The sequence below is a fragment of the Burkholderia ambifaria AMMD genome (assembly GCF_000203915.1).
Taxonomy (GTDB): Bacteria; Pseudomonadota; Gammaproteobacteria; order Burkholderiales; family Burkholderiaceae; genus Burkholderia; species Burkholderia ambifaria.
The window spans coordinates 301,757-325,860 of sequence record NC_008392.1 but is presented as its reverse complement, the minus strand read 5'-3'; the positions used below and the strand labels follow the sequence as shown (position 1 = coordinate 325,860).

The 24,104-nt window shown below is 67.1% G+C and carries 19 protein-coding genes; 17 read left to right on the top strand and 2 right to left on the bottom strand.

What is annotated here, in order from left to right:
- Positions 1-60: 60 nt before the first annotated feature.
- Complete coding sequence (locus BAMB_RS29130; RefSeq protein ID WP_011660740.1) at positions 61-969, bottom strand: LysR family transcriptional regulator; 909 nt, start codon at positions 967-969, stop codon at positions 61-63.
- Positions 970-1,097: 128 nt separating this feature from the next.
- On the opposite strand from BAMB_RS29130, the gene BAMB_RS29125 reads away from it, so the two are divergent.
- The 17 genes from BAMB_RS29125 (at position 1,098) to BAMB_RS29045 (ending at position 23,039) form a co-directional block, all read left to right on the top strand.
- Entirely contained in the window at positions 1,098-1,985 is an 888-nt protein-coding gene (locus tag BAMB_RS29125) for an NAD(P)-dependent oxidoreductase (protein ID WP_227739279.1), read from the top strand.
- A 54-nt stretch (positions 1,986-2,039) separates the two neighbouring features.
- Positions 2,040-3,557, top strand: coding sequence for an aldehyde dehydrogenase family protein (locus BAMB_RS29120; protein WP_011660738.1), 1,518 nt, complete (start codon positions 2,040-2,042; stop codon positions 3,555-3,557).
- A 48-nt stretch (positions 3,558-3,605) separates the two neighbouring features.
- The gene (locus tag BAMB_RS29115; RefSeq protein WP_011660737.1) at positions 3,606-4,940 is read left to right on the top strand and encodes a DUF3100 domain-containing protein; all 1,335 of its coding nucleotides are present in this window, start codon (positions 3,606-3,608) and stop codon (positions 4,938-4,940) included.
- A 79-nt stretch (positions 4,941-5,019) separates the two neighbouring features.
- On the top strand, positions 5,020-6,210 hold the full coding sequence (locus BAMB_RS29110) for a M20 aminoacylase family protein (protein ID WP_011660736.1): 1,191 nt from the start codon (positions 5,020-5,022) through the stop codon (positions 6,208-6,210).
- 327 nt (positions 6,211-6,537) lie between these two features.
- Positions 6,538-8,709: a catalase/peroxidase HPI gene (gene katG, locus BAMB_RS29105; RefSeq protein ID WP_085963190.1), complete on the top strand. Its 2,172-nt coding sequence runs from the start codon at positions 6,538-6,540 to the stop codon at positions 8,707-8,709.
- A 57-nt stretch (positions 8,710-8,766) separates the two neighbouring features.
- Entirely contained in the window at positions 8,767-9,225 is a 459-nt protein-coding gene (locus BAMB_RS29100; protein WP_011660734.1) for a pseudoazurin, read from the top strand.
- Positions 9,226-9,534: 309 nt separating this feature from the next.
- Complete coding sequence (locus BAMB_RS29095) at positions 9,535-10,425, top strand: transporter substrate-binding domain-containing protein (protein ID WP_249174899.1); 891 nt, start codon at positions 9,535-9,537, stop codon at positions 10,423-10,425.
- A gap of 92 nt (positions 10,426-10,517) precedes the next feature.
- Complete coding sequence (locus BAMB_RS29090) at positions 10,518-11,240, top strand: ABC transporter permease (protein ID WP_011660732.1); 723 nt, start codon at positions 10,518-10,520, stop codon at positions 11,238-11,240.
- Between the two features lie 12 nt (positions 11,241-11,252).
- Positions 11,253-11,999 carry an ABC transporter permease gene (locus BAMB_RS29085; protein ID WP_011660731.1) on the top strand — a complete coding sequence of 249 codons (747 nt, stop codon included), beginning with the start codon at positions 11,253-11,255 and terminating at the stop codon, positions 11,997-11,999.
- 28 nt (positions 12,000-12,027) lie between these two features.
- A complete protein-coding gene (locus BAMB_RS29080) occupies positions 12,028-12,819 on the top strand; it encodes an ABC transporter ATP-binding protein (protein WP_011660730.1) in 792 nt (263 codons plus the stop codon).
- Positions 12,820-12,826: 7 nt separating this feature from the next.
- A complete protein-coding gene (locus BAMB_RS29075; RefSeq protein WP_011660729.1) occupies positions 12,827-14,320 on the top strand; it encodes an HAL/PAL/TAL family ammonia-lyase in 1,494 nt (497 codons plus the stop codon).
- Positions 14,321-14,381: 61 nt separating this feature from the next.
- On the top strand, positions 14,382-15,137 hold the full coding sequence (gene hutC / locus BAMB_RS29070) for a histidine utilization repressor (protein WP_011660728.1): 756 nt from the start codon (positions 14,382-14,384) through the stop codon (positions 15,135-15,137).
- An 88-nt stretch (positions 15,138-15,225) separates the two neighbouring features.
- Positions 15,226-18,681, top strand: a complete 3,456-nt coding sequence (locus BAMB_RS29065; RefSeq protein ID WP_011660727.1) for an adenylate/guanylate cyclase domain-containing protein — start codon at positions 15,226-15,228, stop codon at positions 18,679-18,681.
- Positions 18,682-18,757: 76 nt separating this feature from the next.
- Entirely contained in the window at positions 18,758-19,807 is a 1,050-nt protein-coding gene (locus BAMB_RS29060; RefSeq protein WP_011660726.1) for a patatin-like phospholipase family protein, read from the top strand.
- A 138-nt stretch (positions 19,808-19,945) separates the two neighbouring features.
- Entirely contained in the window at positions 19,946-20,485 is a 540-nt protein-coding gene (locus BAMB_RS29055; RefSeq protein ID WP_011660725.1) for an HD domain-containing protein, read from the top strand.
- 149 nt (positions 20,486-20,634) lie between these two features.
- Positions 20,635-21,564, top strand: a complete 930-nt coding sequence (locus BAMB_RS29050; RefSeq protein ID WP_012371999.1) for a hypothetical protein — start codon at positions 20,635-20,637, stop codon at positions 21,562-21,564.
- On the top strand, positions 21,564-23,039 hold the full coding sequence (locus tag BAMB_RS29045; RefSeq protein WP_011660723.1) for an alginate export family protein: 1,476 nt from the start codon (positions 21,564-21,566) through the stop codon (positions 23,037-23,039). Before BAMB_RS29050 ends, BAMB_RS29045 begins: the two co-directional genes overlap by 1 nt.
- A gap of 18 nt (positions 23,040-23,057) precedes the next feature.
- Here BAMB_RS29045 and BAMB_RS29040 read toward each other — a convergent pair whose 3' ends face one another.
- Complete coding sequence (locus BAMB_RS29040; RefSeq protein WP_011660722.1) at positions 23,058-23,963, bottom strand: LysR family transcriptional regulator; 906 nt, start codon at positions 23,961-23,963, stop codon at positions 23,058-23,060.
- Between the last annotated feature and the right edge of the window lie 141 nt (positions 23,964-24,104).

The window sequence follows — 24,104 nt, the reverse complement described above, 5'->3', positions numbered from 1 at the left end:
GGCTGGCGAGACAGCCCGGCCTCGCGTCGCCGGCAGGAGCAGGAGCCAGCGCAGGATCCGCTAACGGAACGCCCGCATCTGCCCCGTCATCATCTGCAGCATCTTGTTGGCGGCCACCGAGAGCTTGCGGCCCACGCGCGTGACCATGTGCGCCTCGGCGTTCTCGAGGATAGGATGCGCGATCTCGATCGCGAACAGTTCCTTGGCCTGCAGTTCGGCCGCCACCGCGAAAGCCGGCATCACCGAGATGCCGAGCCCCGATTTCACGAATTCCTTCAGGATCGCGAAGGAATTGGTGGTGATGATCGGCGCGAGCCGTACGCGCTCGGCGTATTCCACGGCCTCCATCATCTGCCGCGTGCCGTAGGACGGGTGGGTGGCCGCCATCGGGTAGGTGGCGAGCTGCTGCACCGTCAGCACCTTGTGGCTGCGGCGCGGGAAGTCGGGGCCGACGATCGCCATCATCGGCTGCCGCTTCGACGCGCGCGACACCAGCTTGGGCTCGGCGGGCGGGTTGTAGACCAGGCCGATCTCGCCCTCGTCGTTCGAGATTTTGCGGATCACGTCGTTGGTGCTGCCCACGTCGAGGTTGACACGGATCCCGGGGAACTGCCGGCAGAACTGCTGCATCGGCCCGGCCAGTAGATCCGAGACGAAGCCCTCGCCGAGCACCAGGCTGACCTGGCCGGTCTTGAGCCCGCGCAGCTCCTGCAGGCGCGAGATCAGGTCGTCGCGATGCGCGAGCTGCTCGCGGAAATACTCGATCACGCAGCGTCCAGCGTCGGTGGGCGTCACGCCGCGCGCGTGGCGCTCGACCAGGGTGGCGTCGAGCTCCTTCTCCAGCAACCCGATCTGGCGGCTCACGGCCGAGGGCGCCACGTCGAGCCAGTCGGCCGCGGCGCGGATCGTCCCGCAGCGCACGGCCTCATAGAAATAGACGATCCGGCTGTCGGTAAGGGTGTCGCTCATGATCCCGGTGTTCTAAAAAAGAGAACAATCTCAATATTGGCGTTGATTGATTATACGGATCGCCGGACCGAACATCGTAGCCATGCAAGGCGGCGCCAAGCTGGCGCGCTGGCCTCGAACCAACAGCTATCAGGAGTCGTCGGATGAAAACGGTGGGCGTGATCGGTCTGGGCAACATGGGGCGCGGCATGGCTGGTTCGCTGCGGCGCGGCGACTACACGGTGCTTGGCTACGACGCGGCGCCGGGCGTGGCGCTCGCGCTGGCCGAGCAGGCGGTGCTGTCGGCGCGCGATTCGGTGGCCGAAATCGCGCGCGACGCCGACGTGTTGCTGCTGTCGCTGCCGACGTCGGCGGTGGTCGAGGCGGTGGTGCTGGGCGCGGGCGGCGTGCTCGAGAACGCGAGGCCGGGCAGCATCGTGATCGATACCACCACGGCCGATCCGGACAGCACGCGGCGCGTGGCGGCGGCGCTGGCCGAGCGCGGCATCGGCTTCGTCGACGGCCCGGTGAGCGGCGGCCCGAAGGGCGCGGCCACCGCCACCATGACGATGGTGCTGGGCGGCTCGGACAGCGATATCGCGGCCGTCGAGCCGATCCTCGCGGCGATCAGCGCCAAGCGCGTGCATGTGGGCCCGGTGGGCGCCGGCCACGTCACCAAGCTGCTCAACAATCTGCTGACCGGCGTGCACCTGCTGGCCGCCAGCGAGGCGGTGCGCACCGCGCGCGCGGCCGGCGTCGATCCGGAAAAGCTGGTCGAGGCGCTCAACGGCGGCTCCGGCCGCAACAGCGCGACGCTGACCAACTACCCGACCTGGATCTTCAACGGCAAGTTCGATTCCGGCTTCACCATGAAGCTGATGCGCAAGGACGTTCGGCTCGCGCTCGGGTTGCTCGACCAGTTCGACAGCGTCGCTCCCGTGGCGCGCGAGGCGGCGCGCGTGTGGGCCGCCAGCGAGGTATCGGTCGCCGACGGCGAGGACTTCAACCGCATCGTCGACTTCGTCGACCCGGCCTGAGGCCGGGCAGCCCGCGCCACGATCCCGCTCGACCCACAGATACGGAAACCTGACATGACCCAGCACGCAGACCAGTTGCTCGCCGCCTTCGCGCATTTCTTCCCCGGCGCCGCCACGATCGGCTCGTATATCGACGGCGAGCTCGTCGCCGGCCAGGGCGACACGATCCAGCTGTACGATGCGGCGACGGGCGAGGCCACGCTCGCCTATCGCGACGCCGGCGCAGCCGTGATCGACCATGCCGCCGAAAGCGCGCGCCGCGCGCAACGCGAATGGTGGGCGCTCACGCATGCCGCGCGCGGCCGCGTGATGCAGGAGGTGGCGCGCGCGATCCGCGCCGAGGCCGAGGCGATCGCTCGGCTGGAGGCGCTGGGCTCGGGCAAGCCGATCCGCGACTGTCGGGGCGAGGTGGGCAAGGTCGCCGAGATGTTCGAGTACTACGCGGGCTGGACCGACAAGTTCTACGGCAGCGTGATCCCGGTGCCGACCTCGCACCTCAACTACACGCGCCGCGAGCCGGCCGGCGTGGTGCTGCAGATCACACCCTGGAACGCGCCGGTGTTCACCTGCGGCTGGCAGGTGGCGCCCGCGGTGGCGATGGGCAACGGCGTGCTGCTCAAGCCCTCGGAGCTGACGCCCTTCACCTCGCTGGCGGTCGCCCGACTCGGCGAGCGGGCCGGGCTGCCGCGCGGCCTGGTCAACGTGCTGGCCGGCTTCGGTCACACCGCGGGGCAGGCCGCGATCGCGCATCGCGTGGTGAGCAAGGCGGTATTCGTCGGCTCGCCGGCCACCGGCGCGCGCATCGCCGAGGCCGCCGCGCGCCGCGTGCTGCCGTGCGTGCTGGAGCTGGGCGGCAAGTCGGCCAATATCGTGTTCGCCGACGCCGACCTCAAGCGCGCCGCGCTGACCGCCCAGGCGGCGATCTTCGCCGGCGCGGGCCAGAGCTGCGTGGCCGGCTCGCGTCTGCTGGTGCAGCGCGCCGTCTACGACGAATTCGTCGCGATGGTGGCTGCCGGGGCGAAGAAGATCCGCGTCGGTGCACCGCTCGACGATGCGACCGAGGTGGGCCCGATCAACAATCGCAAGCAGTACGACCACGTGATGTCGATGATCGCGCGCGGCGTGGCGGCGGGCGCCACGCTCGCCTGCGGTTCGGCCGAGCCCGTCGGGGAGGGCCGCGGCGGCTACTTCGTGGCGCCGACCGTGCTGACCGGCGTGTCGAACGCGATGGAGGTCGCGCGCACCGAGATCTTCGGGCCGGTGGTGGCGGCCATCCCGTTCGACACCGAGGACGAGGCGATCGCGATCGCCAACGACACCGACTTCGGCCTGGCCGGCGCGGCCTGGACCACCGACGTGGCGCGCGCGCATCGCGTGGCCGCGCAGGTGAATGCCGGCACCTTCTGGGTCAACGGCTACAAGACCATCAACGTGGCCTCCCCGTTCGGCGGCTACGGCATGAGCGGCTACGGCCGCTCGAGCGGAGTCGAGGCGCTGTACGAATACACGCAGACCAAGAGCGTGTGGGTCGAGACGGCCGAAGCGCCGCCCACCGCGTTCGGTTATCTGTAACAACCGGCCCGCATTCGACGGCAGCCGGGCTTCAAGGGGAGATTCGTCATGGAACACGCATTGGGTATCGAGCGCCGCGAGCTTGGCGGCGCGGCCACCGCCAAGGTCCTGCTTTACGCGGCCGGCATCCTGCTGGTCGCCGAATGGATCGGCTCATTCACGTTCAAGCTCGGGCCGGGCAAGGTCGTGCTGCTGCCGATGATCTGGGCACTGCTGCTCGGCGCCGCGGTGGGGCTGGCCAGCGCGCGCTGGAACAGCAGCGCGCGCCTGAGCGTGCCCGACCAGTTCTTCGCGGCCGCGATCCTGCAGCCGGCGCTGCTGCTGTTCGTCTCCAAGCTCGGGCTGATGGTGGGCAGCGCGCTGCCCAAGCTGGCGTCGGCGGGCTGGGCGCTGGCCTTCCAGGAATTCGGCCACTTCGTCGGCACCATCCTGCTCGGCCTGCCGCTCGCGTTGCTGCTCGGCATCAAGCGCGAGGCGATCGGCGCGACCTTCTCGGTGGGCCGCGAGCCGAGCCTCGCGATCATCGGCGAGAAGTACGGCATGGATTCGGCCGAGGGCCGCGGCGTGCTGGCCGAGTACCTGACCGGCACCGTGTTCGGTGCGGTGTTCATCGCCGTGTTCGCGGGTTTCGTGAGCAGCCTCGGCATCTTCGATCCGCTCGCGCTGGCGATGGGCTCGGGCGTCGGCTCGGGCAGCATGATGGCGGCCGCCTCGGGCGCGATCGCCGCGCAGCAGGACCCGGAGATGGCGAAATCGGTGCTCGCCTTCGCCGCGGCCAGCAACCTGATCACCACCACCATCGGCACTTACTTCACGCTATTCATCTCGCTGCCGCTCGCGGTCTGGGGCTATCGCGTGCTGGAGCCGCTGATCGGACGCACCACCAAGGCATCGGCGCAGCCCGAAGCGGCCAGCCCGTCGCTGGGCGACGTGCGGACCGAGGCGCCCGCGCTCGGCTACGGCGGCAAGCTGCTGGCCTGGATCGTGACGGCCGCGATGGCGCTGGTGTGCGACTGGATCGCCCATGGCACCACACCGCTGGTGGGACTGCCGGGAATCGCGATCATGGTGTGCGCGACGATCGTCGGCGATGCGCTGGCGCGCGTGACGGGGCGCAGGATTCCGGCGGTCTGCTGGGTATCGGTGGTGGCGATGTTCCTGACCTCGCCGTGGTCCCCATGGGCTTCGCAGATCGCCGCGCTCAGCTCGCACAACGATTTCCTCGGGGTGACCACGCCGATGCTGGTGTTCGCGGGGCTGTCGATCGCCAAGGACATTCCGGCCTTCCGGCGGCTTGGCTGGCGCATCGTGCTGGTGTCCTTCGTGGCCAATGCCGGCACCTTCATCGGCGCGACCCTGGTGGCGCAGCTGTTCCATATCTGATGCGTCGCGGCACGGCGGCGGGCGGCATGGGCTGGCCCGCCGCCGTGCCGCGCCGACCGACAAGAGCGCTTCCATCCGCATGAAACTGATCGATTCCATCGTCGCGCACGCCGACGAACTGACGGCGCTACGCCGCGATATCCATGCCCATCCCGAGGTGGGCTACGACGTGTTCCGCACCGCTGAACTCGTCGCCGAGCGGCTCGAGCAATGGGGTTATGCGGTCACGCGCGGCGTCGGCCGCACCGGCGTGGTCGGCACCTTGAAGCGCGGCGACAGCGCGCGCGCGATCGGCCTGCGCGCCGACATGGATGCGCTGCCCGTGCAGGAGGCCAACACCTTCGCGCATCGTTCGACGGTGCCCGGCGCGATGCATGCGTGCGGCCACGACGGGCACACCACCATGCTGTTGGGGGCCGCGCGCCATCTCGCGCGGCATGGCGAGTTCGACGGCACCGTGCAGCTGTTCTTCCAGCCGGCCGAGGAGGCGGGCGGCGGCGCGCGCGCGATGATCGAGGACGGCCTGTTCGAGCGTTTCCCGGTGGATGCCGTGTTCGGGCTGCACAACTGGCCCGGCATCGCGGCCGGCGATTTCGCGGTGCGGCCGGGGCCGCTGATGGCCTCGACCAGCCTGTTTCGGATCAACTTGCGCGGTGCCGGCTGCCACGCGGCCATGCCGCATCTGGGCCGCGATCCGGTGTTCGCGGCGGGGCAGGTGCTGAGTGCTCTGCAGGGGATCGTCACGCGCAACCGAAATCCGATCGACGGCGCGGTGCTGTCGGTCACGCAGGTGCATGCGGGCGAGGCGATGAACGTGGTGCCGACCGATGCGTGGCTCGGCGGCACGGTGCGGACCTTCTCCGATGCGACGCTCGACCTGATCGAGACGCGCATGCGCGCCGTGGTGGCCGCGACGGCCACGGCCTTCGATTGCGAGAGCGAGGTGGATTTCCAGCGCCAGTATCCGGCTACCGTGAACGACGCCGAGCAGACCGCGATGGCGGTGGCGGTGATGCGCGAGCTGGTCGGCGACGCGCATGTGAACGCCGCCGTCGATCCGACCATGGCGGCGGAGGATTTCTCGTTCATGCTGCGCGAGAAGCCGGGTTGTTATGCGTTCCTCGGGAACGGGGCGGGCGATCATCGCGTGCATGGGCATGGCGGTGGCCCTTGCCTGCTGCATAACGCCAGTTACGACTTCAACGATGCGTTGCTGCCGGTGGGGGCGAGTTATTTCGTGAGGTTGGCGGAGCGGTTTCTGGGGCGGTAGGGAGGCGGTGCTGAAAACGGCGACAACCTTATTTCTATCTACGCGCGGCGCGGTCTGACACGGTAGCCCTGGCTACATCCTCACCGCAGACGGTGCGCGTTCTGTGTGAGCGCCTTCGTTCGCGCCCGGTGCCATGTGAACCCGTGGCCTCCGAATCGCGCCCATAGTCCGCATTAATCGGAAGAATAAAAACTACCGATTGGCCGACGAATTCCATCAAAGACCACAATCCTCCGGCATTCCAACATTACGCCCAATTACGGAGGGGTCAATATGCAGAAAAAACGTGTCGGAAAATCGGTCGTGGCCGCGCTCGCCATCATCGCGATGAGTGCCGGCACCGTTGCCGCGTGGGCCGACGGTGCGCCGCGCACGAATGACTTCTGGTGGCCGGAGCGGCTCGATCTTTCGCCGCTGCGTCAGCACGACGTCGAGTCGAATCCGTACGGAAAGGATTTCGATTATGCGCAGGCATTCAACAAGCTCGATATCGAGGCCGTGAAGAAGGATATCCGCGCGACCCTGACGACGTCGCAGGACTGGTGGCCGGCAGACTACGGCAACTATGGACCGTTCTTCATCCGGATGGCGTGGCACGGCGCGGGCACCTATCGCACGTACGATGGCCGTGGCGGCGCCGGCGGCGCACAGCAGCGATTCGAGCCGCTGAACAGCTGGCCCGATAACGCCAATCTCGACAAGGCGCGCCGTTTGTTGTGGCCGATCAAGAAGAAATATGGCGAGAATATTTCGTGGGGCGATTTGATGGTCCTCACCGGCAATGTCGCGCTTGAATCCATGGGTTTTCAAACCTTCGGCTTTGGCGGCGGCCGGGAAGACGACTGGCAATCGGATCTGGTTTACTGGGGCGCCGGCACGAAATTCATGTCGAATAACCGCGACAAGAACGGCAAGCTCGAGAAGCCGCTGGCGGCCACCCAGATGGGGCTGATCTACGTGAACCCGGAAGGTCCGAACGGCAACCCCGATCCCGTCGCCGCGGCAAAGGACATTCGCGACGCGTTCGGCCGCATGGCGATGAATGACGAGGAGACCCTCGCGCTGATCGCGGGCGGTCATACCTTCGGCAAGGCCCATGGCGCGGCGTCGCCCGACAAATGCGTCGGCGCGGCACCGGCGGGCGCGGGCGTCGAAGCGCAAGGCCTGGGCTGGGCGAACAAGTGCGGCACCGGGAAGGGCGCCGACACGATCACGAGCGGCCTTGAAGGCGCATGGTCGGTCGACCCCGTTCACTTCACGATGCAGTATCTCGACAATCTGCTCGAACACGATTGGGTGCTGACGAAGAGCCCGGCAGGCGCTCATCAGTGGATGCCGAAGGACGCGCAGGACATCGTGCCGGACGCACACGATCCGTCGAAGCGACATCCGCTGATGATGTTTACGACCGATATCGCGTTGAAGGTCGATCCCGCGTACAGCGCGATCGCCAAGCGCTTTCACGCGCATCCCGAGGAATTCAAGCTGGCGTTCGCCAAGGCGTGGTTCAAGCTGACGCACCGGGATCTGGGCCCGAAGGCGCGCTATCTGGGCAAGGATGTGCCCAAGGTCGATCTGATCTGGCAGGATCCGCTGCCCGTTGCCGGCTACCAGATGATCGGCGACGCCGATATTGCGGAGCTGAAGCGCAGGATCCTCGCATCGGGGGTGCCGAAGGCGGAACTGATCAAGACCGCGTGGGCGTCCGCGGCCTCGTTCCGTGCCACCGACTACCGAGGCGGCGCGAATGGCGCGCGCATTCGCCTCGCGCCGGAAAACGACTGGGCGGTGAATGACCCGGCGAGCCTGTCGAAAGTGCTGAAGTCGCTGGAAGGCATTCAGTCCGGCTTCAACAGGAACAGAACGGATGGCAAGCAGGTGTCGCTGGCCGACCTGATCGTGCTGGGCGGCAGCGCGGCCGTCGAGGATGCGGCCCGCAAGGCCGGCTACGACGTCAAGGTGCCATTCTCGCCGGGACGCGTCGATGCGACGCAGGCGCAGACCGATGTCGCTTCGTTCGCCGTTCTCGAGCCGACCGCCGACGGGTTCCGCAACTACTATCAGAAAAGCAATGAGCGGTCGCCGGCCGAATTGATGGTCGACCGCGCGAGCAAGCTGGATCTCACCGTTCCGGAGATGACCGTTCTCGTGGGCGGGCTGCGTGCGCTGGACGCCAATGCGGGCCATTCAAGGCTCGGTGTCCTGACCAATCGTCCCGGCACGCTGAGCAACGACTTCTTCGTGAATCTGCTCGACATGTCGACCCAATGGACGAAGTCCTCCAGTGCCGACGGGACTTACGAAGGGCGTGACCGCAAGACGGGCGCGCTCAAGTGGACGGCAAGCCCGGTCGATCTGGTGTTCGGTTCCAGTTCGGAGCTGCGGGCCGTTGCCGAAGTCTATGCGTCGGACGATGCGCACGAGAAGTTCGTACGCGACTTTGTCCAAGCGTGGACGAAAGTGATGAACCTCGATCGCTTCGATCTGAAGCGCAGCTGATACCGTGATCGGATTGGCCGGGGGAGCGATCCCGCGGCCAATCCGTCGGAGAACGAAATGAAGAAATCTGGATTTGCGCGGTTGATCGTCGGGGTGGGATTGCTGTGGTCGCTCGGTGCTTACGCGGCCGACATCGAAGTCAGGATGCTGAATCAGGCGTCGGACGGCCAGCGCGGGTTCGAGCCGACCCTCGTCCATATCAACGCGGGCGATAGCGTCCATTTTGTGGCTACCGACAGCGGTCATAGCGTCGAAAGCATTCCCGGGATGGCGCCGGACGGAGCCCGGTCGTTTGCCGGAAAGATCAGTGAGGATCTGACCGTGAAGTTCGACACGCCCGGTGTTTATGGCTATCGCTGTCTTCCTCATCACATGTTGGGCATGGTCGGGTTGATCGTGGTCGGACAGCCGACGAACGAAGCTACGGCCCGAAGCGTTGCACAACCGCGCGATGCAAAAGCGCGTTTCGATCAGCTCTTTGCGGTGTTGGACCGCGAGCAAACCACGCAGAAGTAGCGCCCGCCGCCCCGGGGCTGGATCGGCAGGGACGTGATTCATCGTCAGATGAATCGTGAGGGTCGTCCGTGCCGAGTCTCAGCCCCGCTCCCGATCGAATTCAAAATTTGTCTAGTCATCCTGGCGATTGGACCGCCGGAATTGCACCAAATCCGTGCCCGGATTCCCCTTGATGACGCACGTCAGAGCCCTGGAATTAGGGGATTTCCCGCGTTTACGCGGTTTTTTTTGATCGCTGCTTGTCTCGCTGTTTTTCTTCTTGCATGCTTGTATAGACAAATTCCTGAGGCGGCTTGCTGCACCGAAGGGATGGCGAACTTCAACGCAAGGAGAACTCTCGTGAACGGCAAGCGCATCAAGTGGGCAATCAGGACGATCGGCGCCATCGCGGCCGCGGCGGCAACGCTCGCCGCACCGGTGCAGGCAAAGGAATGGAAGACGGTGACGGTCGCGCTCGAAGGCGGCTACGCACCGTGGAACCTCACGCTGCCGGGCGGCAAGCTCGGCGGTTTCGAACCGGAACTGCTCGCCAACGTGTGCGAGCGGATCAAGGTGCAGTGCAACATGGTCGCGCAGGACTGGGACGGGATGATTCCCGGGCTGCAGGCCGGCAAGTTCGATGTCCTGATGGATGCGATCTCGATCACGCCGGAGCGCGAGAAGATCCTGCTGTTCTCGCGCCCGTATGCGGCCACGCCGGCGACCTTCGCCGTCACCGATACGAAGATCCTGCCGAAGGCCGCGCCCGGCGCGCCGATGGTCAAGCTGACCGGCGACGCGAATGCCGACAAGCCGACCGTCGACACGCTGCGCAAGCAGCTCAAGGGCAAGACGATCGGCATCCAGTCGGGCACCGTCTACACGAAGTTCATCAACGACAGCTTCAAGGACATCGCGTCGATCCGCGTGTACAAGACCTCGCCTGAGCGCGATCTCGACCTCGTCGCGGGCCGCATCGACGCGTCGTTCGACGATGTCACGTACTACGCGGCGAACAACACGAAGAAGGACAACGCGTCGATCGTGCTCGCGGGGCCGAAGCTCGGCGGACCGATCTGGGGCCCGGGTGAAGGGCTCGCGTTCCGCAAGCAGGACGCCGACCTGAAGACGAAGTTCGATACGGCGATCGGCGCGGCGCTCGCGGACGGCACCGTGAAGAAACTCGCCGACAAGTGGTTCAAGACCGACGTCACGCCGTAAGCGCGTGTCCGGCCGCCGCCGCGTGAGCGGCTCGACCGACGCGCGGCGGCACGCATCTTGCGGATTCATTCAACACTTGCCGGGAGGCACGCATGGCGATTCTTGAAATGCTCGGCTTCGGTACCGAGGGCTGGGGCGGCGTGCTGTTGCTCGCCGCGCTGATGACGGTCGCGCTGACGCTCGCCGCGCTCGCGGTCGGCGCCGTGATCGGCGCGGCGATCGCGGCCGCCAAGCTGTCGCGCCACCGCAGCGCCCGCCTGCTCGGCGACCTGTACACGACGGTGTTTCGCGGCGTGCCCGAACTGCTCGTCATCTATCTGTTCTACTTCGGCGGCTCGACGCTCGTCACGACCGTCGGCCAGTGGTTCGGCGCGGAAGGCTTCATCGGTGTGCCGCCGTTCGTGATCGGCGCACTCGCGGTCGGGATGATCTCGGGCGCCTACCAGGCCGAGGTGTATCGCGCGGCGGTGCTCGCGGTGTCGAAGGGCGAGCTCGAAGCGGCGCGCGCGATCGGCATGCCGCGCGCGATGGTGCTGCGCCGCATCCTGGTGCCGCAGGTGCTGCGTTTCGCGCTGCCCGGCATCGGCAACGTGTGGCAACTGAGCCTGAAGGATTCGGCGCTGATCTCGGTCACCGGCCTCGCGGAGTTGCTGCGCACGAGCCAGATCGCGGCGAGCTCGACGCATCAGTACTTCGTGTTCTTCGTCGCGGGCGGCGCGTTGTACCTGGTGATGACGGGCCTGTCGAACCGCGTGTTCAACCGGGCCGAAGCGATCGTCGGCCGCTCGTTCCGCCGCAATTTCGCGCGCAACTGACGGAGAGCACGCATGTCATTCGATTTCGATTTCCTCCTCGGCACGCTGGGCCAGCTGCTCGCGGCCGTGCCGACCACGCTGGGCCTGTTCTTCGCGTCGCTCGTGCTCGGCGGCCTGCTGTCGCTCGTGATCGTCACGATGCGCGTGTCGCCGCACTGGCTGCCGAACCGCTTCGCGCGTGCGTACATCCTCGTGTTTCGCGGCTCGCCGCTGCTGATCCAGATGTTCCTCGTGTATTACGGGCTCGGCCAGTTCGGCGTGATCCGCGAAAGCTTCATCTGGCCGCTGCTGCGCGAGCCGTATGTATGCGCGGTGCTGTCGCTCGCGCTGTGCACGGCAGGCTACACGGCCGAGATCTTGCGTGGCGGGCTGATGGCCGTGCCGGTCGGGCAGATCGAGGCTGGTTATTCGATCGGCCTGTCGGGCTTCGCGCTGCTGCGCCGCGTGATCGGCCCGATCGCATTGCGCCAGTGCCTGCCCGCGTATTCGACCGAAGCCGTGCTGCTGGTCAAGTCGACCGCGCTCGCCAGCCTCGTGACCGTGTGGGAGGTGACGGGCGTCGCGCAGCAGATCATCCAGCAGACCTACCGGACGACCGAGGTGTTCGTGTGCGCGGCGCTGATCTACCTGGGCCTGAACTTCATCGTCGTGCGCCTGCTCGGCGCGCTCGAATGGCGACTCTCCGGCCACCTGCGTGCGCCGAAGCCATCCGGTGCGTCCGCCGCGGCGGCACGCAATCCCCGGCGCGTTGCGTCCTGAGCATCCCCGTCCTTTCCCGGAGAATCCGATGAACACCGCTGCTCCCGTTGCGCTGTCGGTCAAGAACATCCACAAGTCGTTTGGCGATCATCACGTGCTGAAGGGTATCTCGCTCGACGCGCACGAAGGCGACGTCATCTCGATCCTCGGCGCGAGCGGCTCGGGCAAGAGCACTTTCCTGCGCTGCCTGAACCTGCTCGAAACGCCTGACGACGGTTCCGTCGCGCTTGCCGGCGAAGAACTGAAGATGAAGCGCGCACGCGACGGCAAGCTGCAGCCGGGCGACCGGCGGCAGGTCGATCGCATCCGCTCGCAGCTCGGGATGGTGTTCCAGAACTTCAACCTGTGGTCGCACATGACGGTGCTCGACAATCTCGTCGAAGGGCCGCTGCGCGTGCTCAAGCGCAGCCGCGCGGAAGCGGTCGAGGAAGCCGAGGCGCTGCTCGCGCGCGTCGGCCTCGCGGACAAGCGCGGCTACTATCCGGCGCACCTGTCGGGCGGCCAGCAGCAGCGCGTCGCGATCGCGCGGGCGCTCGCGATGCATCCGAAGGTGATGCTGTTCGACGAACCGACGTCGGCGCTCGACCCGGAGCTGGTCGGCGAAGTGCTGCGCGTGATGCGCTCGCTCGCGGAGGAGGGGCGCACCATGCTGGTCGTCACGCACGAAATGGGCTTCGCGCGGCACGTGTCGAATCGCGTGATGTTCCTGCATCAGGGCGAGGTCGATTCGGACGGGCCGCCCGACGCGCTGTTCGGCGGCCAGTGTTCGGAGCGCTTCCGCCAGTTCGTGTCGAGCCATCACGACCGCGCCGCGAACTGAGGACGTCATGACCGTATTCCGTTCTGCACGGCCGCTCGACTGGCGGCAGATTGCGGCCGTCGCGGCCGGCGAACCGCTGGCGTTGACCGACGATGCGCGCGGGCGGATCGCCGCGGCGCGCGAGCTCGTCGACGAGATCGTCGCGCGCGGGATTCGCGCGTACGGCGTCAATACCGGCGTCGGCGCGCTGTGCGATGTGATCGTGTCGCCGGCCCAGCAGAGCACGCTGTCGCGCAACATCCTGATGAGCCACGCGGTCGGCGTCGGCATGCCGCTCGGCGCGCCCGAAACGCGCGCGATCATCGCGGCGGCGATCAACAACTTCGCGCATGGGCATTCGGGCGTGCATGCCGACGTCGTCGAACAGCTCGTCGCGCTGCTCGAACACGATTGCCTGCCCGAGGTGCCGGCGCACGGTTCGGTCGGCTACCTGACGCACATGGCGCACGTCGCGCTCGTCTGCATCGGGCAGGGTCATGCACGCCATCGCGGCGAGCGCATACGCGGCGACGAGGCACTGCGCCGCATCGGTCGCGAACCGCTCGCGCTCGGTGCGAAAGAAGGGCTGAGCCTGGTCAACGGCACGCCGTGCGTGACGGGGCTCGCCGCGTTCGCGCTGGCGCGCGCGGAGCGGCTGCTCGACTGGGCCGACTGGATCGCGGCGGCGAGCTTCGAGAATCTCGGCGGCCAGCTCGCCGCGTTCGACCCGGCGTCGCTCGCGCTGCGGATCTCGCCCGGCATCGGGCACGTCGGCGCGCGCCTGCGGGCAATGCTCGCCGACAGCCCGATGCTCGGCGCGGCGAGCGGGCGGCATACGCAGGATCCGCTCAGCCTGCGCACGATTCCGCACGTGCACGGCGCGGCGCGCGACGTGTTCGCGGTGACGGCGGAAGTCGTCGATCGCGAACTCGCGTCCGTCACCGACAATCCGATCGTCGCCGGTACGCGCGACGCGCCGGTCGTTCATTCGCAGGCGCATGCGGTCGGCGCGGGCATCGCGCTTGCGATGGACAGCCTCGCGGCCGCGATGGCGCAGGTGGCGGCCATCGCCGAGCGGCGTCTGGACCGTCTCGTCAATCCGCTCGTGAGCGGGTTGCCGGCGTTTCTCGCGGCGCCCGGCGGCACGTGTTCGGGCTTCATGATCGCGCAGTACACGGCGGTCGCGCTCGTCGCGCAGAATCAGCGGCTCGCGGCACCGGCGAGCCTCGACGGCGGCATTACGTCGGGGCTGCAGGAAGATCATCTGTGCCACGCGACGCCTGCCGCGCTGAAGGCGCTCGACATCATCGAGAATACGACGCGCGTGCTCGCGATCGAGCTGCTGGCCGCCGCGCAGGCCTACGATTTGCAGGCGAACGGAGCGGCGCGTGCCGCGTCGACCGATGCGCTGTGGCGACAGGTGCGCGAACGTGTGCCCGCGTATCACGACGACCGGCCGCTTGCCGACGACATCGCGATCGCGGCCGCGATCGTCGCGGGCGTGCCGCCGTCCGTGCTGTAGCGGCGCGCGGGTGACGGGCGATGGGCGGCGGGGCATCCAACCTTCAATCGGTCGAGGGCGCATGAACGAAACGGAACGATACACACCGGCGCGTCGGGCGGGCACGTCGGGCGACGACGTGCCGGCACGCGCGCTGCCGGCGTACCAGCAGATCAAGCGCTACGTCGTCGAGCGGATCGCGAAGGGCGACTGGAAGCCCGGCGGCGCGATTCCGACCGAGGCCGAGCTGGTCAAGGAATTCGGCGTCGCACGGATGACGGTGTCGCGCGCGCTGCGCGAGCTGACCACCGAGCGCGTGCTGACGCGCATCCAGGGCGCCGGCACGTTCGTCGAGCGCCGGCATTACGAATCGACGGTGCTGGAGATCCGCAACATCGCGGACGAGATTGCCGAACGCGGTCATCGGCACAGCGCGCGCGTGTTGCTGCTGGAGCGTAGCGTCGAGCCGGAGGCGATCGAGGCGCTGGCGCTTCGCACGGGGCCCGTGTTTCATTCGCGCATCGTGCATTACGAGGAGGACGAGCCGATCCAGTTCGAGGATCGCTACGTGAATCCGGCGTTGTTTCCCGACTACCTGGAGCAGGATTTCACGCTCGAGACGCCGAATCACTACATGGTGCGGCTCGCGCCGATCCAGCGCGCGGAGTTCCGGATCTACGCGGAGAAGCCGAATGCGCAGGTGCGTCGGCATCTCGTCATGGAGATCGGCGAACCGTGTCTGCTATTGCGGCGCCGCACATGGGTCGGCGAGCAGGTCGCCACGTCGGTGAGGCTGTGGCATCCGGCATCGCGGTTCCATCTGGCGGGGAAGATGTAGGGTTAACTGGTGCCGGTTGGCCCTGAATACCCGCGGAGAGTGGCGCATAATGTTTTGAGGTCGACCCTTGGCAGGAAGAGAGGGTTTTATGCGCTGCACACTATGCGGGTCCGAGAATCCTCCCGGTGCGAGGTTCTGCCAGGAATGTCAGGCCGTGCTGTCCCGCACGTGCCCGCAATGCGGACATGACGCCGACCCCGCGGCCCGCTTCTGCAGCAATTGCGGAGCGTCGCTCGAGACGACCGCTGCCGCGCCGCCGCCTTCCCGGCCATCGGCTACCGAGCTCCCGCCGACTCCCGTTCATTACACGCCCGATCATCTTGCCGAGCGGATCCGCGCCGAACACGCGGCGATGGAAGCGCGCGGCGAACCCGCCGGCGAGCGCAAGACCGTGACCGCGCTGTTTGCCGACATGGCCGGGTCGACCGCGCTGATCCACGATCTCGATCCCGAAGTGGCGCATCGCCTGATCGTGCCCGTGGTCGAGCTGATGATGGAGGCGGTCCATTACTACGAGGGGTATGTAGCGAAATCGCTCGGCGACGGCATCCTCGCGCTGTTCGGCGCACCGATCGCCCACGAAGACCATGCGCAGCGCGCGCTCTTCGCCGCGTTGCGCATGCAGCAGGCGATGCGTCAGCATGGCGACCGCATTCGTCTGCAGGAAGGCATTCCTCTGCAGATTCGCGTCGGCGTTCACACGGGCGAGGTCGTCGTCCGTTCGATCCGCACCGACGACTTGCACACCGAGTACGATCCGCTCGGGCACACGATCCACATCGCGTCGCGGATCGAAGGCATCGCGGCGCCGACGTCGATTCTCGTCAGCGAGTCGACCCACAAGCTGGCCGAGGGCTATTTCGAATTCAAGGCGCTGGGCGCGACGCAGCTCAAGGGCATTCCCGCGCCGCTGTGCGTCTACGAGGTGCTGGGCCTGGGCGCGTTGCGCACGCGCCTGCAACTGGCGGCGCACCGCGGCCTCGCGCGGTTCGTCGGCCGCGAAACGGAAATGGAGCACCTGAACCGCGCGCTGGACACCATGCGGGCCGGGCACGGACGCGTGGTCGGCGTGGTGGGGGAAGCCGGCGTCGGCAAGTCGCGCCTGTTCCACGAGTTCAAGGAGCGTTCGCGGCGCGGCGCGCTGGTGCTGGAGACGTTCTCGGTATCGCACGGCAAGGCGTTTCCGAATCTGCCGCTCATCGAACTCCTGAAGAATTATTTCCAGATCACGACCCAGGACGACGAGCGGCGCTGCCGGGAAAAGGTCATCGGCAAGGCGCTCACGCTCGAGCGCAGTTTCGAGGATCTCGTGCCGTACGTCCTCTATCTGCTGGGTATCGGTGAAGGCGGCCCGGTGCTCGCCGAGATGGATCCGCAGATCCGGCGCGAGCGCACCTTCGACGCGATCAGGCAGCTGCTCGTGCGCGAGAGCCGGAATCAGCCGCTCCATCTGCTGTTCGAGGATCTGCAATGGCTCGACCGTGAAACGGAAGCCTTCCTCACGTACCTGATCGACCACGTGCCCGACGCGCGCATCCTGCTCCTGGTGAACTACCGGCCCGAGTATCGGCCCGCGTGGGCCGGCGCGGCGCACTGGAGCACGTTGCGGCTCGAACCGCTGGGCCCGTCGGATGCTCAGGGATTGCTCACGGCGCTGCTCGGCGAGGATCGCTCGCTCGTGCCGCTGAAGCAGCTCATTCTGGAGAAGACGGAAGGCAACCCGTTCTTCATGGAGGAAGTGGTCCAGACGCTCGTCGAGGAGAAGTCGCTGCTCGGCGAGGCCGGCCGCTATCGGATCGACGAGACCCCGGCGACGCTGCACATTCCCACCACCGTGCAGGGCGTGCTGGCTGCGCGAATCGACCGGCTGCCGCTCGACGAAAAGGAACTGCTGCAGGCACTCGCCGTGATCGGCCACGAGTTTCCGTTCAGCCTGATCCGGCGCATTTGCGGCGAGGCGCCGGCACGGGACGACGAACTGCGGCGCCTGCTCGCGCATCTGGAAGCGGCGGAGTTCATCTACGAGCGTCCTGCCTTTCCCGAAGTCAATTATTCGTTCAAGCACGCGCTGACCCAGGAAGTGGCCGGGCGCTCGTTGCTCACGGAGCGGCGTACCACGCTGCACGAGCGCACCGCGCAGGCGATCGAGATGCTGTTCCCGACGCGCATCGCCGATTACTGCAGCGAGCTTGCGCATCACTACAGCCAGAGCGGCAACATTCCGAAGGCGGTCGAATACCTGCATCGTGCGGCCCAGCAGGCGTTGCGCCATGCCGCGCATCACGATGCGATGAATCATCTCGGCGCGGCGCTGGCGCTGCTGAAGGGCTTGCCCGACACGCCCGTGCGTGCGCATTGGGAGCTGACACTGCTGCTTTCCCTCGGGCCGGTCCTGATGGACGTGCGCGGGTATGGCGCGACCGAGGTGGGCGCAGTCTATACGCGCGCGCTCGAGCTGTGCGAGCGGACCGGCGAGGCATCGCCGCGCTTCGCGACGCAGCTGGGATTGCGGATGCATCACGTGGTGCGCGGCGAGTATGCGCTCGCGACCGAGCTGGGCAAGCAGATGCTCGAAACGGCCCGGGACGCGAACGATCCGGGCTTCCTCATCGAGGCACATAGCGCACTGGGGTCGTGCTTCTTTCTGCAGGGCGAATTCACTGCGGCTCGCACGCATCTGGAGCAGGCCCGCGCGATCTACGACCCGGAGCAGCATCAGGCGCACGTGTTCGCGCACGGCGTCGATCCCGGCATCCGGGCGCTCAGCTTCCTCGTGCTGACCCTGTGGATTCAGGGGTATCCCGATCAGGCGCTCGACTGCAGCGTCGAAGCACTGGCGCTCGCGCGGAGCCTTTCTTACGGGCCTTCCCTGGCGTTCAGCCTGACCTACACCGCGCACTTGCACCAACTGCGGCGCGAGCCGCTGCTTGTCGCCGAGCGCGCGGACGCGGTCATCGCGGTATCGACCGAGCACGGGTTGCCGTACTGGCTCGCATGGGGAACGGTGCTGCGAGGCTGGGCGATGAGCGCGCAGGGAAACCTCGAGGACGGCATCGCGCAGATGCGGCTGGGCCTCGACGCGCAGCGGGCAGCCGGCGGCGAGGACCAGCGTCCTTATTCGCTCGCGTTGCTCGCCGACAGTTACTGGCGCGCGGGCGACAAGCGCTCGGCACTGAGCATGCTCGAAGAGGCCAGGGCGATCGTCGAGCAATCCGGCGAGCATTGCTACGAGGCCGAGGTGTACCGGCTCACCGGAATTTATCTGGCTGACGGTGCGGGCAACGAAGGCGCGGCACCCGAACGCGACGACGAAGCGGTGGACTGCCTTCACAAGGCGATCGCGCGGGCGCGCCAGCAGGGTGCCAGGGCGCTGGAATTGCGGGCGGCGTCCGACCTCGCCAGGCTGTTGCAACGACAGGGAAAGACCGCGGAGGCAACGCAAGCGCTGTCCGAGGTGTACGCGTGGTTCACGGAAGGCTTCGACACGAGCGACCTGCGAGAGGCCAAAACGCTGCTGGATGCATTGGGCGCGCGCGCGGGATGAACGGGCCCGCGGCGCACGACGATGCATCGTGTGACCGCGTGCCGCGCGCGCCCCGCCGCTGCTTGAGGAGACGGGCATGACAATCACGCATACAAGACGTCACCGCGATGTCCCGCGCAAACCGGTCGCGCTGGCGTTGCAGGGCGGCGGGATGCACGGCGCCTTCACGTGGGGCGTGCTCGACCGGCTGATCGAAGACGGCAGGCTCGACATCGAGGGCGTCAGCGCCACCAGCGCCGGCGCGATGAACGCCACGGTACTCGCGTACGGGCTGCTGCAGGGCGGCGAGGACGGTGCGCGCCAAGCGCTGCACGACTTCTGGGAGGCCGTCGCGAAATCGGCGGAGCACTACAACCCGCTGCGCTGGGCGCCGTGGCTGAAGGGCACGCACAGCTTCGGGCTCGATCATTCGCCGATTTATGCGTTCGCCGACATGATGCTGCGCATTTTCTCGCCCTATCAGTTCAATCCGAACAACCTGAATCCGCTGCGCGAGGTGCTCGAGCGCCGGGTCGACTTCGACGCGCTGCGCAAGCACTGTCCGATCCGGTTGTACCTGAGCGCCACCAACGTGGAGACCGGGAAGATCCGCATCTTCACGGGCGAGGATGTCAGTGCCGACGCGGTGCTTGCGTCGGCATGCGTGCCGACCCTGTTCCAGGCGGTGTCGATCGATGGCGAGTACTACTGGGACGGCGGCTACATGGGCAATCCGGCCATCTATCCGCTGATCTACAACTGCGCGACGCGCGACGTCGTGATCGTGCACATCAATCCGCTCGTGCGCCGTGGTGTACCCATCACGGCCGCGGAGATTCTCAACCGTATCAGCGAGATCAGTTTCAATTCGTCGCTGATGCGCGAGATGCGCGCCATCGCGTTCGTCACCGACCTGATCCGGGACGGCACGGTCAAGCGCGGCGACATGAAGGAAATGCTGATCCATTCGATTCGCGCGGACGACGCGCTGAGCGCATTGAGCGTATCGAGCAAGTACAACGCGGACTGGGGATTCCTGAGCGAGCTGCGTGACCACGGACGGCGCGAAGCGGACGCGTGGCTCGCGCATCATTACGGCAACATCGGGCAGCGGTCCAGCATCGACATTCGCAGGGAATTTTTCTGAGCGCATCGCGCTAATGTCGGCCTGGGGCGATCGTGCGCGGGCGCCCCGCGCCAAGGAGCGAACGTGAACCGGACGCAGGCGCGATTCGTTGCGTTGTGGTCATGCTGCGGCGGCGCACGTGCCGAGGATGTCTATCGCATGCTGGCGCGATGCTATGCGGAGCCGGCGCGCCACTACCATACGCTGTTGCATGTACGGCGCTGCTTGCGCCATCTCGACCTCGCGCGCGGCGCGATTCCCGAACCGGAGGCCGTCGAGCTCGCGCTGTGGTTCCATGACGTGATCTTCGTCCCCGGCGCGCAGGATAACGAGCAGCGTAGCGCCGACTGGTTCCGGCGCCAGGCGGATGGACGCATCCGCGCGTGCGACCTTGTCTGCGCGATGATTCGCGCGACCAACCACGCGGGCCCTGCCGCGGAACCGGATACCCGTTTCGTGTGCGACATCGATCTGGCCGTGCTCGGTGCGTCTCGCAGCCGGTTTCGCGAAGACGGGCGGCGCCTGCGCGCCGAGCGCCCGGATCTCGACGACCGCGCTTACGACCGTCTTGAACGTGCGATCCTGCGCGGGCTGCTCGAACGCCCGCGCATCTATCTGACCGATTTCTTCTACACGCGCTGCGAGGCGCGCGCGCGCGGGAATCTGAGCTGGCGGCTGGGTTTGCCGATGCCGGCGTGACGGCGGGCGTTATCGAGGAAGTTGCGCAGCCCGCGCGGCATATTCAGAACAATTCAGGATGCCGCCATGACATTCAGGCCCGCCTTCACTAGTCTGTTTCGAATCGCCACACGGGCAGCATGCCTGTCGGCAAGCTCAAGGAGAACTCGATGATTGCACTGAAGTTGCGACAGGTATTGCTGACGACGGCCGTATTCGGCGCATTGCTGGCGAACGCGCCGGCCCACGCCGATACGACGCGTCTGGTCGAGTCCGCATCCGGGCGTGTACCGGCCGTCACGGTCGGCCCGCAATACGACACCACGCACGTCTGCGTCGCGCCGGAAGATTTCGACCGCTTTACCGACAGCTTCGTCGCGACGTTCGGCGGCAAGAAGTCGAAGCAGGGCGTGTTCCAGGTCACGCCGACGCCGAGCCAGACGATGTCGCAGCTCGTGCTCACGCCGGTCGGCACGGTGTCGGTGTTCGGCTTCAAGACGCCGATTCCGTATCCGTTCTGCGAGGAACGCACCGGTTATCTCGTCACCGACATGGACGTCGCGGTGAAGTCGGCGCGCGCGCACGGCGCGGACGTGATCGTCGACACGTTCCCGGACCCGATCGGCCGCGATGCGATCATCCGCTGGCCGGGCGGCGTGAACATGCAACTGTACTGGCATACCGAAGCGCCGCACTACGATGCGCTGCAGACGGTGCCGGAAAACCGCGTGTACGTGTCGCCGGAAAGCGCGAACAAGCTGGTGCGCGATTTCGTCGCGTTCTCGCGCGGCAAGGTCGTGTCGGACGTGCGCCACGCGCCGGGCGTCGAGATCGGCCGGCCGAACGATACGTACCGCCGCATCCGCATCGAATCGGGCTTCGGCAAGATGACCGTGCTCGCGACGGATGGCCGTCTGCCTTACCCGTTCGGCCGCGAGATGACGGGCTACGAAGTGACCGATCTCGCCGCCACGCTCAAGCAGGCGCAAGCGGCCGGCGTGACGGTGCTGGTGCCGACGTTTGCGTCGGATGGCCGCGACGCGGCGCTCGTGCAGTTCCCCGGCGGCTATGTCGCCGAGATCCACGCGCGGTCGAAGTAATGGGACATCGGTCGACGCAACGTGCGTGGCGGGGCGTCCTGCCGACCGCCATGCTGGCGGCGGGCGCCGCGACGTACGCCGGTACGGCGGCCGGCGCCGACGCATCATCTGACCCAGCCCCCGCCACGGCCGCGGCTCCAGCCGCCGGCACGTCGTGCACCGCGAAGCGGCCCACGGTGCTGTTCAATCGCTGGCAGGAAGACTGGTCGGTGCTCGCGAACCCGTGCGTGCCGCGCAAGCCGCTCGACGCGTTGAAGTACATCCCGCTGGGCGGCGATCCGTCGACCTACCTGTCGCTCGGCGCGAACCTGCGCGAGCGCTTCGAGCTGAACAATGCGCCGCTGTTCGGGCTGGGCGCCGCGCATGACGACAATTACGTGATCCAGCGTGCGAACGTGCACGCGGATCTGCGCTATGCCGGGCATTTCCAGGCGTTCTTCCAGCTCGTCGATTCCCGGCCGTTCGGCAAGGATACGGTCGGGGTGGTCGATCGCGATCAGTTCGACATCGAACAGGCGTTCGTCGCGTATGTCGATCAGTTGGGCGGCGGCACCTTCAAGACCCGCATCGGCCGGCAGGAGATGGCATTCGACTTGCAGCGCTTCGTGTCGGTGCGCGACGGGCCGAACGTGCGTCAGGCGTTCGACGCGCTGTGGGCCAATTACGAAATCGGCAAATGGCGGCTGATCGGCTACGTGACGCGCCCGGTGCAATACCGCAACGACGCGGTGTTCGACGACGTGTCGAACCGGCACCTGAGATTCGACGGCGTGCGTGTCGAGCGCAGCGGCACAGGTCCTGGCGACCTGTCGGCGTACTGGTCGCGCTATACGCGCGACAATGCGCGCTATCTCGCCGGCGCCGGCACCGAGCGACGCGACGTGTTCGACATGCGCTACGCGGGCAAATCGGGGCAATTCGACTGGGACGCCGAGGCGATGCTCCAGACCGGGCACATCGGACCGGACACGATCGGCGCGTGGGCATTCGGCACGCTGGCCGGCTATACGTTCGCCAAAACGGCCGGCACGCCGCGCATCGGCATTCAGTTCGACGGCGCATCGGGCGACAGGCATCCCGGCGACGGGCGCATGGGCACCTTCAACCCGCTGTTCCCGAACGGCTATTACTTCACGCTCGCCGGCTACACCGGCTACAGCAACCTGATTCACGTGAAGCCGTCGCTGACGTTCAAGCCGGCCAGCAACGTGACGGTCATGACCGCGGTCGGCTTCCAGTGGCGCGCGACGACGGCCGACGCGATCTACGGGCAAGGGATGTCGGCGGTGCCCGGCACGGCCGGCAAGGGCAGTGCGTGGACCGGCATGTATGCGCAGGCCCGCGTGGACTGGCTCGTCAATGCAAACGTCGCGCTTGCCGTCGAAGCCGTGCACTTCCAGGTCGCCGATTCGATTCGCGCGCTCGGGGCGCGCAATGCCGACTATGTCGGCATGGAGGCGAAGTTCGGCTGGTAACACCGCATGCCGTGCGATTCAGCACGGCGTGCGAGCCTGCGCCTCGACAAAATCGATGAACGCGGTGACGCGCTTCGAGCCGCGCTGATTCGGCAGGTAGAGCGCGGTGACGATCGAGCGTGCCGCGTCGGGCACGACGTCGTACTGTTCGAACAACCTGCGCAGGCGGCCCGCCCGGACGTCGGCATCGACCAGCCAGTCGGGCAGCAGCGCGATGCCGCCGCCATCGAGCGCGGCGGCGCGCAACACTTCGCTGTGGTTCGATTTCAGTCGCCCGGTGACGAGCACCTTCGTCGCGCCGCGCGCATCGACGAACGACCACGCCTGCTGATCGCCACCGAAGTGAAAGCGCAGGCAGCCATGATCGACCAGCTCACCCGGCGTCGATGGCGTGCCGTGCGCGTCGAGATAGTCGGGGCTCGCCACGACATACCGCCGGAACGTGCCGAGCTGCCGCGCGACGACCTCCGCGGACGGCGCGGCTTCGCCGAGCCGGATCGCGACGTCGATCCGGCTGGTGACGAGATCGACGCGTGCGTCGGTGAGTTGCAGATCGAGATCGAGCCTCGGATAGCGCGCGAGGAATGCGCCGACGTGCGGTGCGATGCGGTGCATGCCGTACGCGACCGGCACGGACACCCGCAGCGGTCCGGACGGTTCGTCGCCGCGATCGGCGACGAGCGCATCGGCTTCCGCGAGCGCCTCGAGCAGCTGCTTCGCCCGCGCATAGTAGACGGCGCCCGCATCGGACAACGTGACCTGTCGCGTGGTGCGGTTCAGCAGCACGGTGCCGAGCGATGCCTCGAGTGCGTCCACCGCACGCACCACCGACGAAGCGGCGAGATCGAGGCGGCGCCCTGCGCTGGAGAAGCCGCCGGCTTCCGCTACTTCAACGAACGCGCGCAGCGCGGAGAATTTGTCCATGTCGTCGTCGGTGTGCGTGTCGCTGTCGCGACGATGCGTTGCATGCCGTTCGCATTCTAGCGCCGGCCGGGGGCCGTGGATCGCGCCGCATCCCGCGTTCAGAACGATTCATGCGTCGCGCAGGATTATTCCCGGTCCTGA

What these genes read in the sequence shown, in the direction of transcription:
- hutC (WP_011660728.1), top strand. Translation starts at nt 14,382, where the DNA reads ATGAACGAAACGGAACGATACACACCGGCGCGTCGGGCGGGCACGTCG.
- BAMB_RS29040 (WP_011660722.1), bottom strand. Translation starts at nt 23,963, where the DNA reads ATGGACAAATTCTCCGCGCTGCGCGCGTTCGTTGAAGTAGCGGAAGCC.
- BAMB_RS29115 (WP_011660737.1), top strand. Translation starts at nt 3,606, where the DNA reads ATGGAACACGCATTGGGTATCGAGCGCCGCGAGCTTGGCGGCGCGGCC.
- BAMB_RS29095 (WP_249174899.1), top strand. Translation starts at nt 9,535, where the DNA reads ATGGCGAACTTCAACGCAAGGAGAACTCTCGTGAACGGCAAGCGCATC.
- BAMB_RS29060 (WP_011660726.1), top strand. Translation starts at nt 18,758, where the DNA reads ATGACAATCACGCATACAAGACGTCACCGCGATGTCCCGCGCAAACCG.
- BAMB_RS29050 (WP_012371999.1), top strand. Translation starts at nt 20,635, where the DNA reads ATGATTGCACTGAAGTTGCGACAGGTATTGCTGACGACGGCCGTATTC.
- BAMB_RS29120 (WP_011660738.1), top strand. Translation starts at nt 2,040, where the DNA reads ATGACCCAGCACGCAGACCAGTTGCTCGCCGCCTTCGCGCATTTCTTC.
- katG (WP_085963190.1), top strand. Translation starts at nt 6,538, where the DNA reads ATGAGTGCCGGCACCGTTGCCGCGTGGGCCGACGGTGCGCCGCGCACG.
- BAMB_RS29085 (WP_011660731.1), top strand. Translation starts at nt 11,253, where the DNA reads ATGTCATTCGATTTCGATTTCCTCCTCGGCACGCTGGGCCAGCTGCTC.
- BAMB_RS29110 (WP_011660736.1), top strand. Translation starts at nt 5,020, where the DNA reads ATGAAACTGATCGATTCCATCGTCGCGCACGCCGACGAACTGACGGCG.
- BAMB_RS29090 (WP_011660732.1), top strand. Translation starts at nt 10,518, where the DNA reads ATGGCGATTCTTGAAATGCTCGGCTTCGGTACCGAGGGCTGGGGCGGC.
- BAMB_RS29130 (WP_011660740.1), bottom strand. Translation starts at nt 969, where the DNA reads ATGAGCGACACCCTTACCGACAGCCGGATCGTCTATTTCTATGAGGCC.
- BAMB_RS29080 (WP_011660730.1), top strand. Translation starts at nt 12,028, where the DNA reads ATGAACACCGCTGCTCCCGTTGCGCTGTCGGTCAAGAACATCCACAAG.
- BAMB_RS29100 (WP_011660734.1), top strand. Translation starts at nt 8,767, where the DNA reads ATGAAGAAATCTGGATTTGCGCGGTTGATCGTCGGGGTGGGATTGCTG.
- BAMB_RS29055 (WP_011660725.1), top strand. Translation starts at nt 19,946, where the DNA reads ATGCTGGCGCGATGCTATGCGGAGCCGGCGCGCCACTACCATACGCTG.
- BAMB_RS29045 (WP_011660723.1), top strand. Translation starts at nt 21,564, where the DNA reads ATGGGACATCGGTCGACGCAACGTGCGTGGCGGGGCGTCCTGCCGACC.
- BAMB_RS29065 (WP_011660727.1), top strand. Translation starts at nt 15,226, where the DNA reads ATGCGCTGCACACTATGCGGGTCCGAGAATCCTCCCGGTGCGAGGTTC.
- BAMB_RS29075 (WP_011660729.1), top strand. Translation starts at nt 12,827, where the DNA reads ATGACCGTATTCCGTTCTGCACGGCCGCTCGACTGGCGGCAGATTGCG.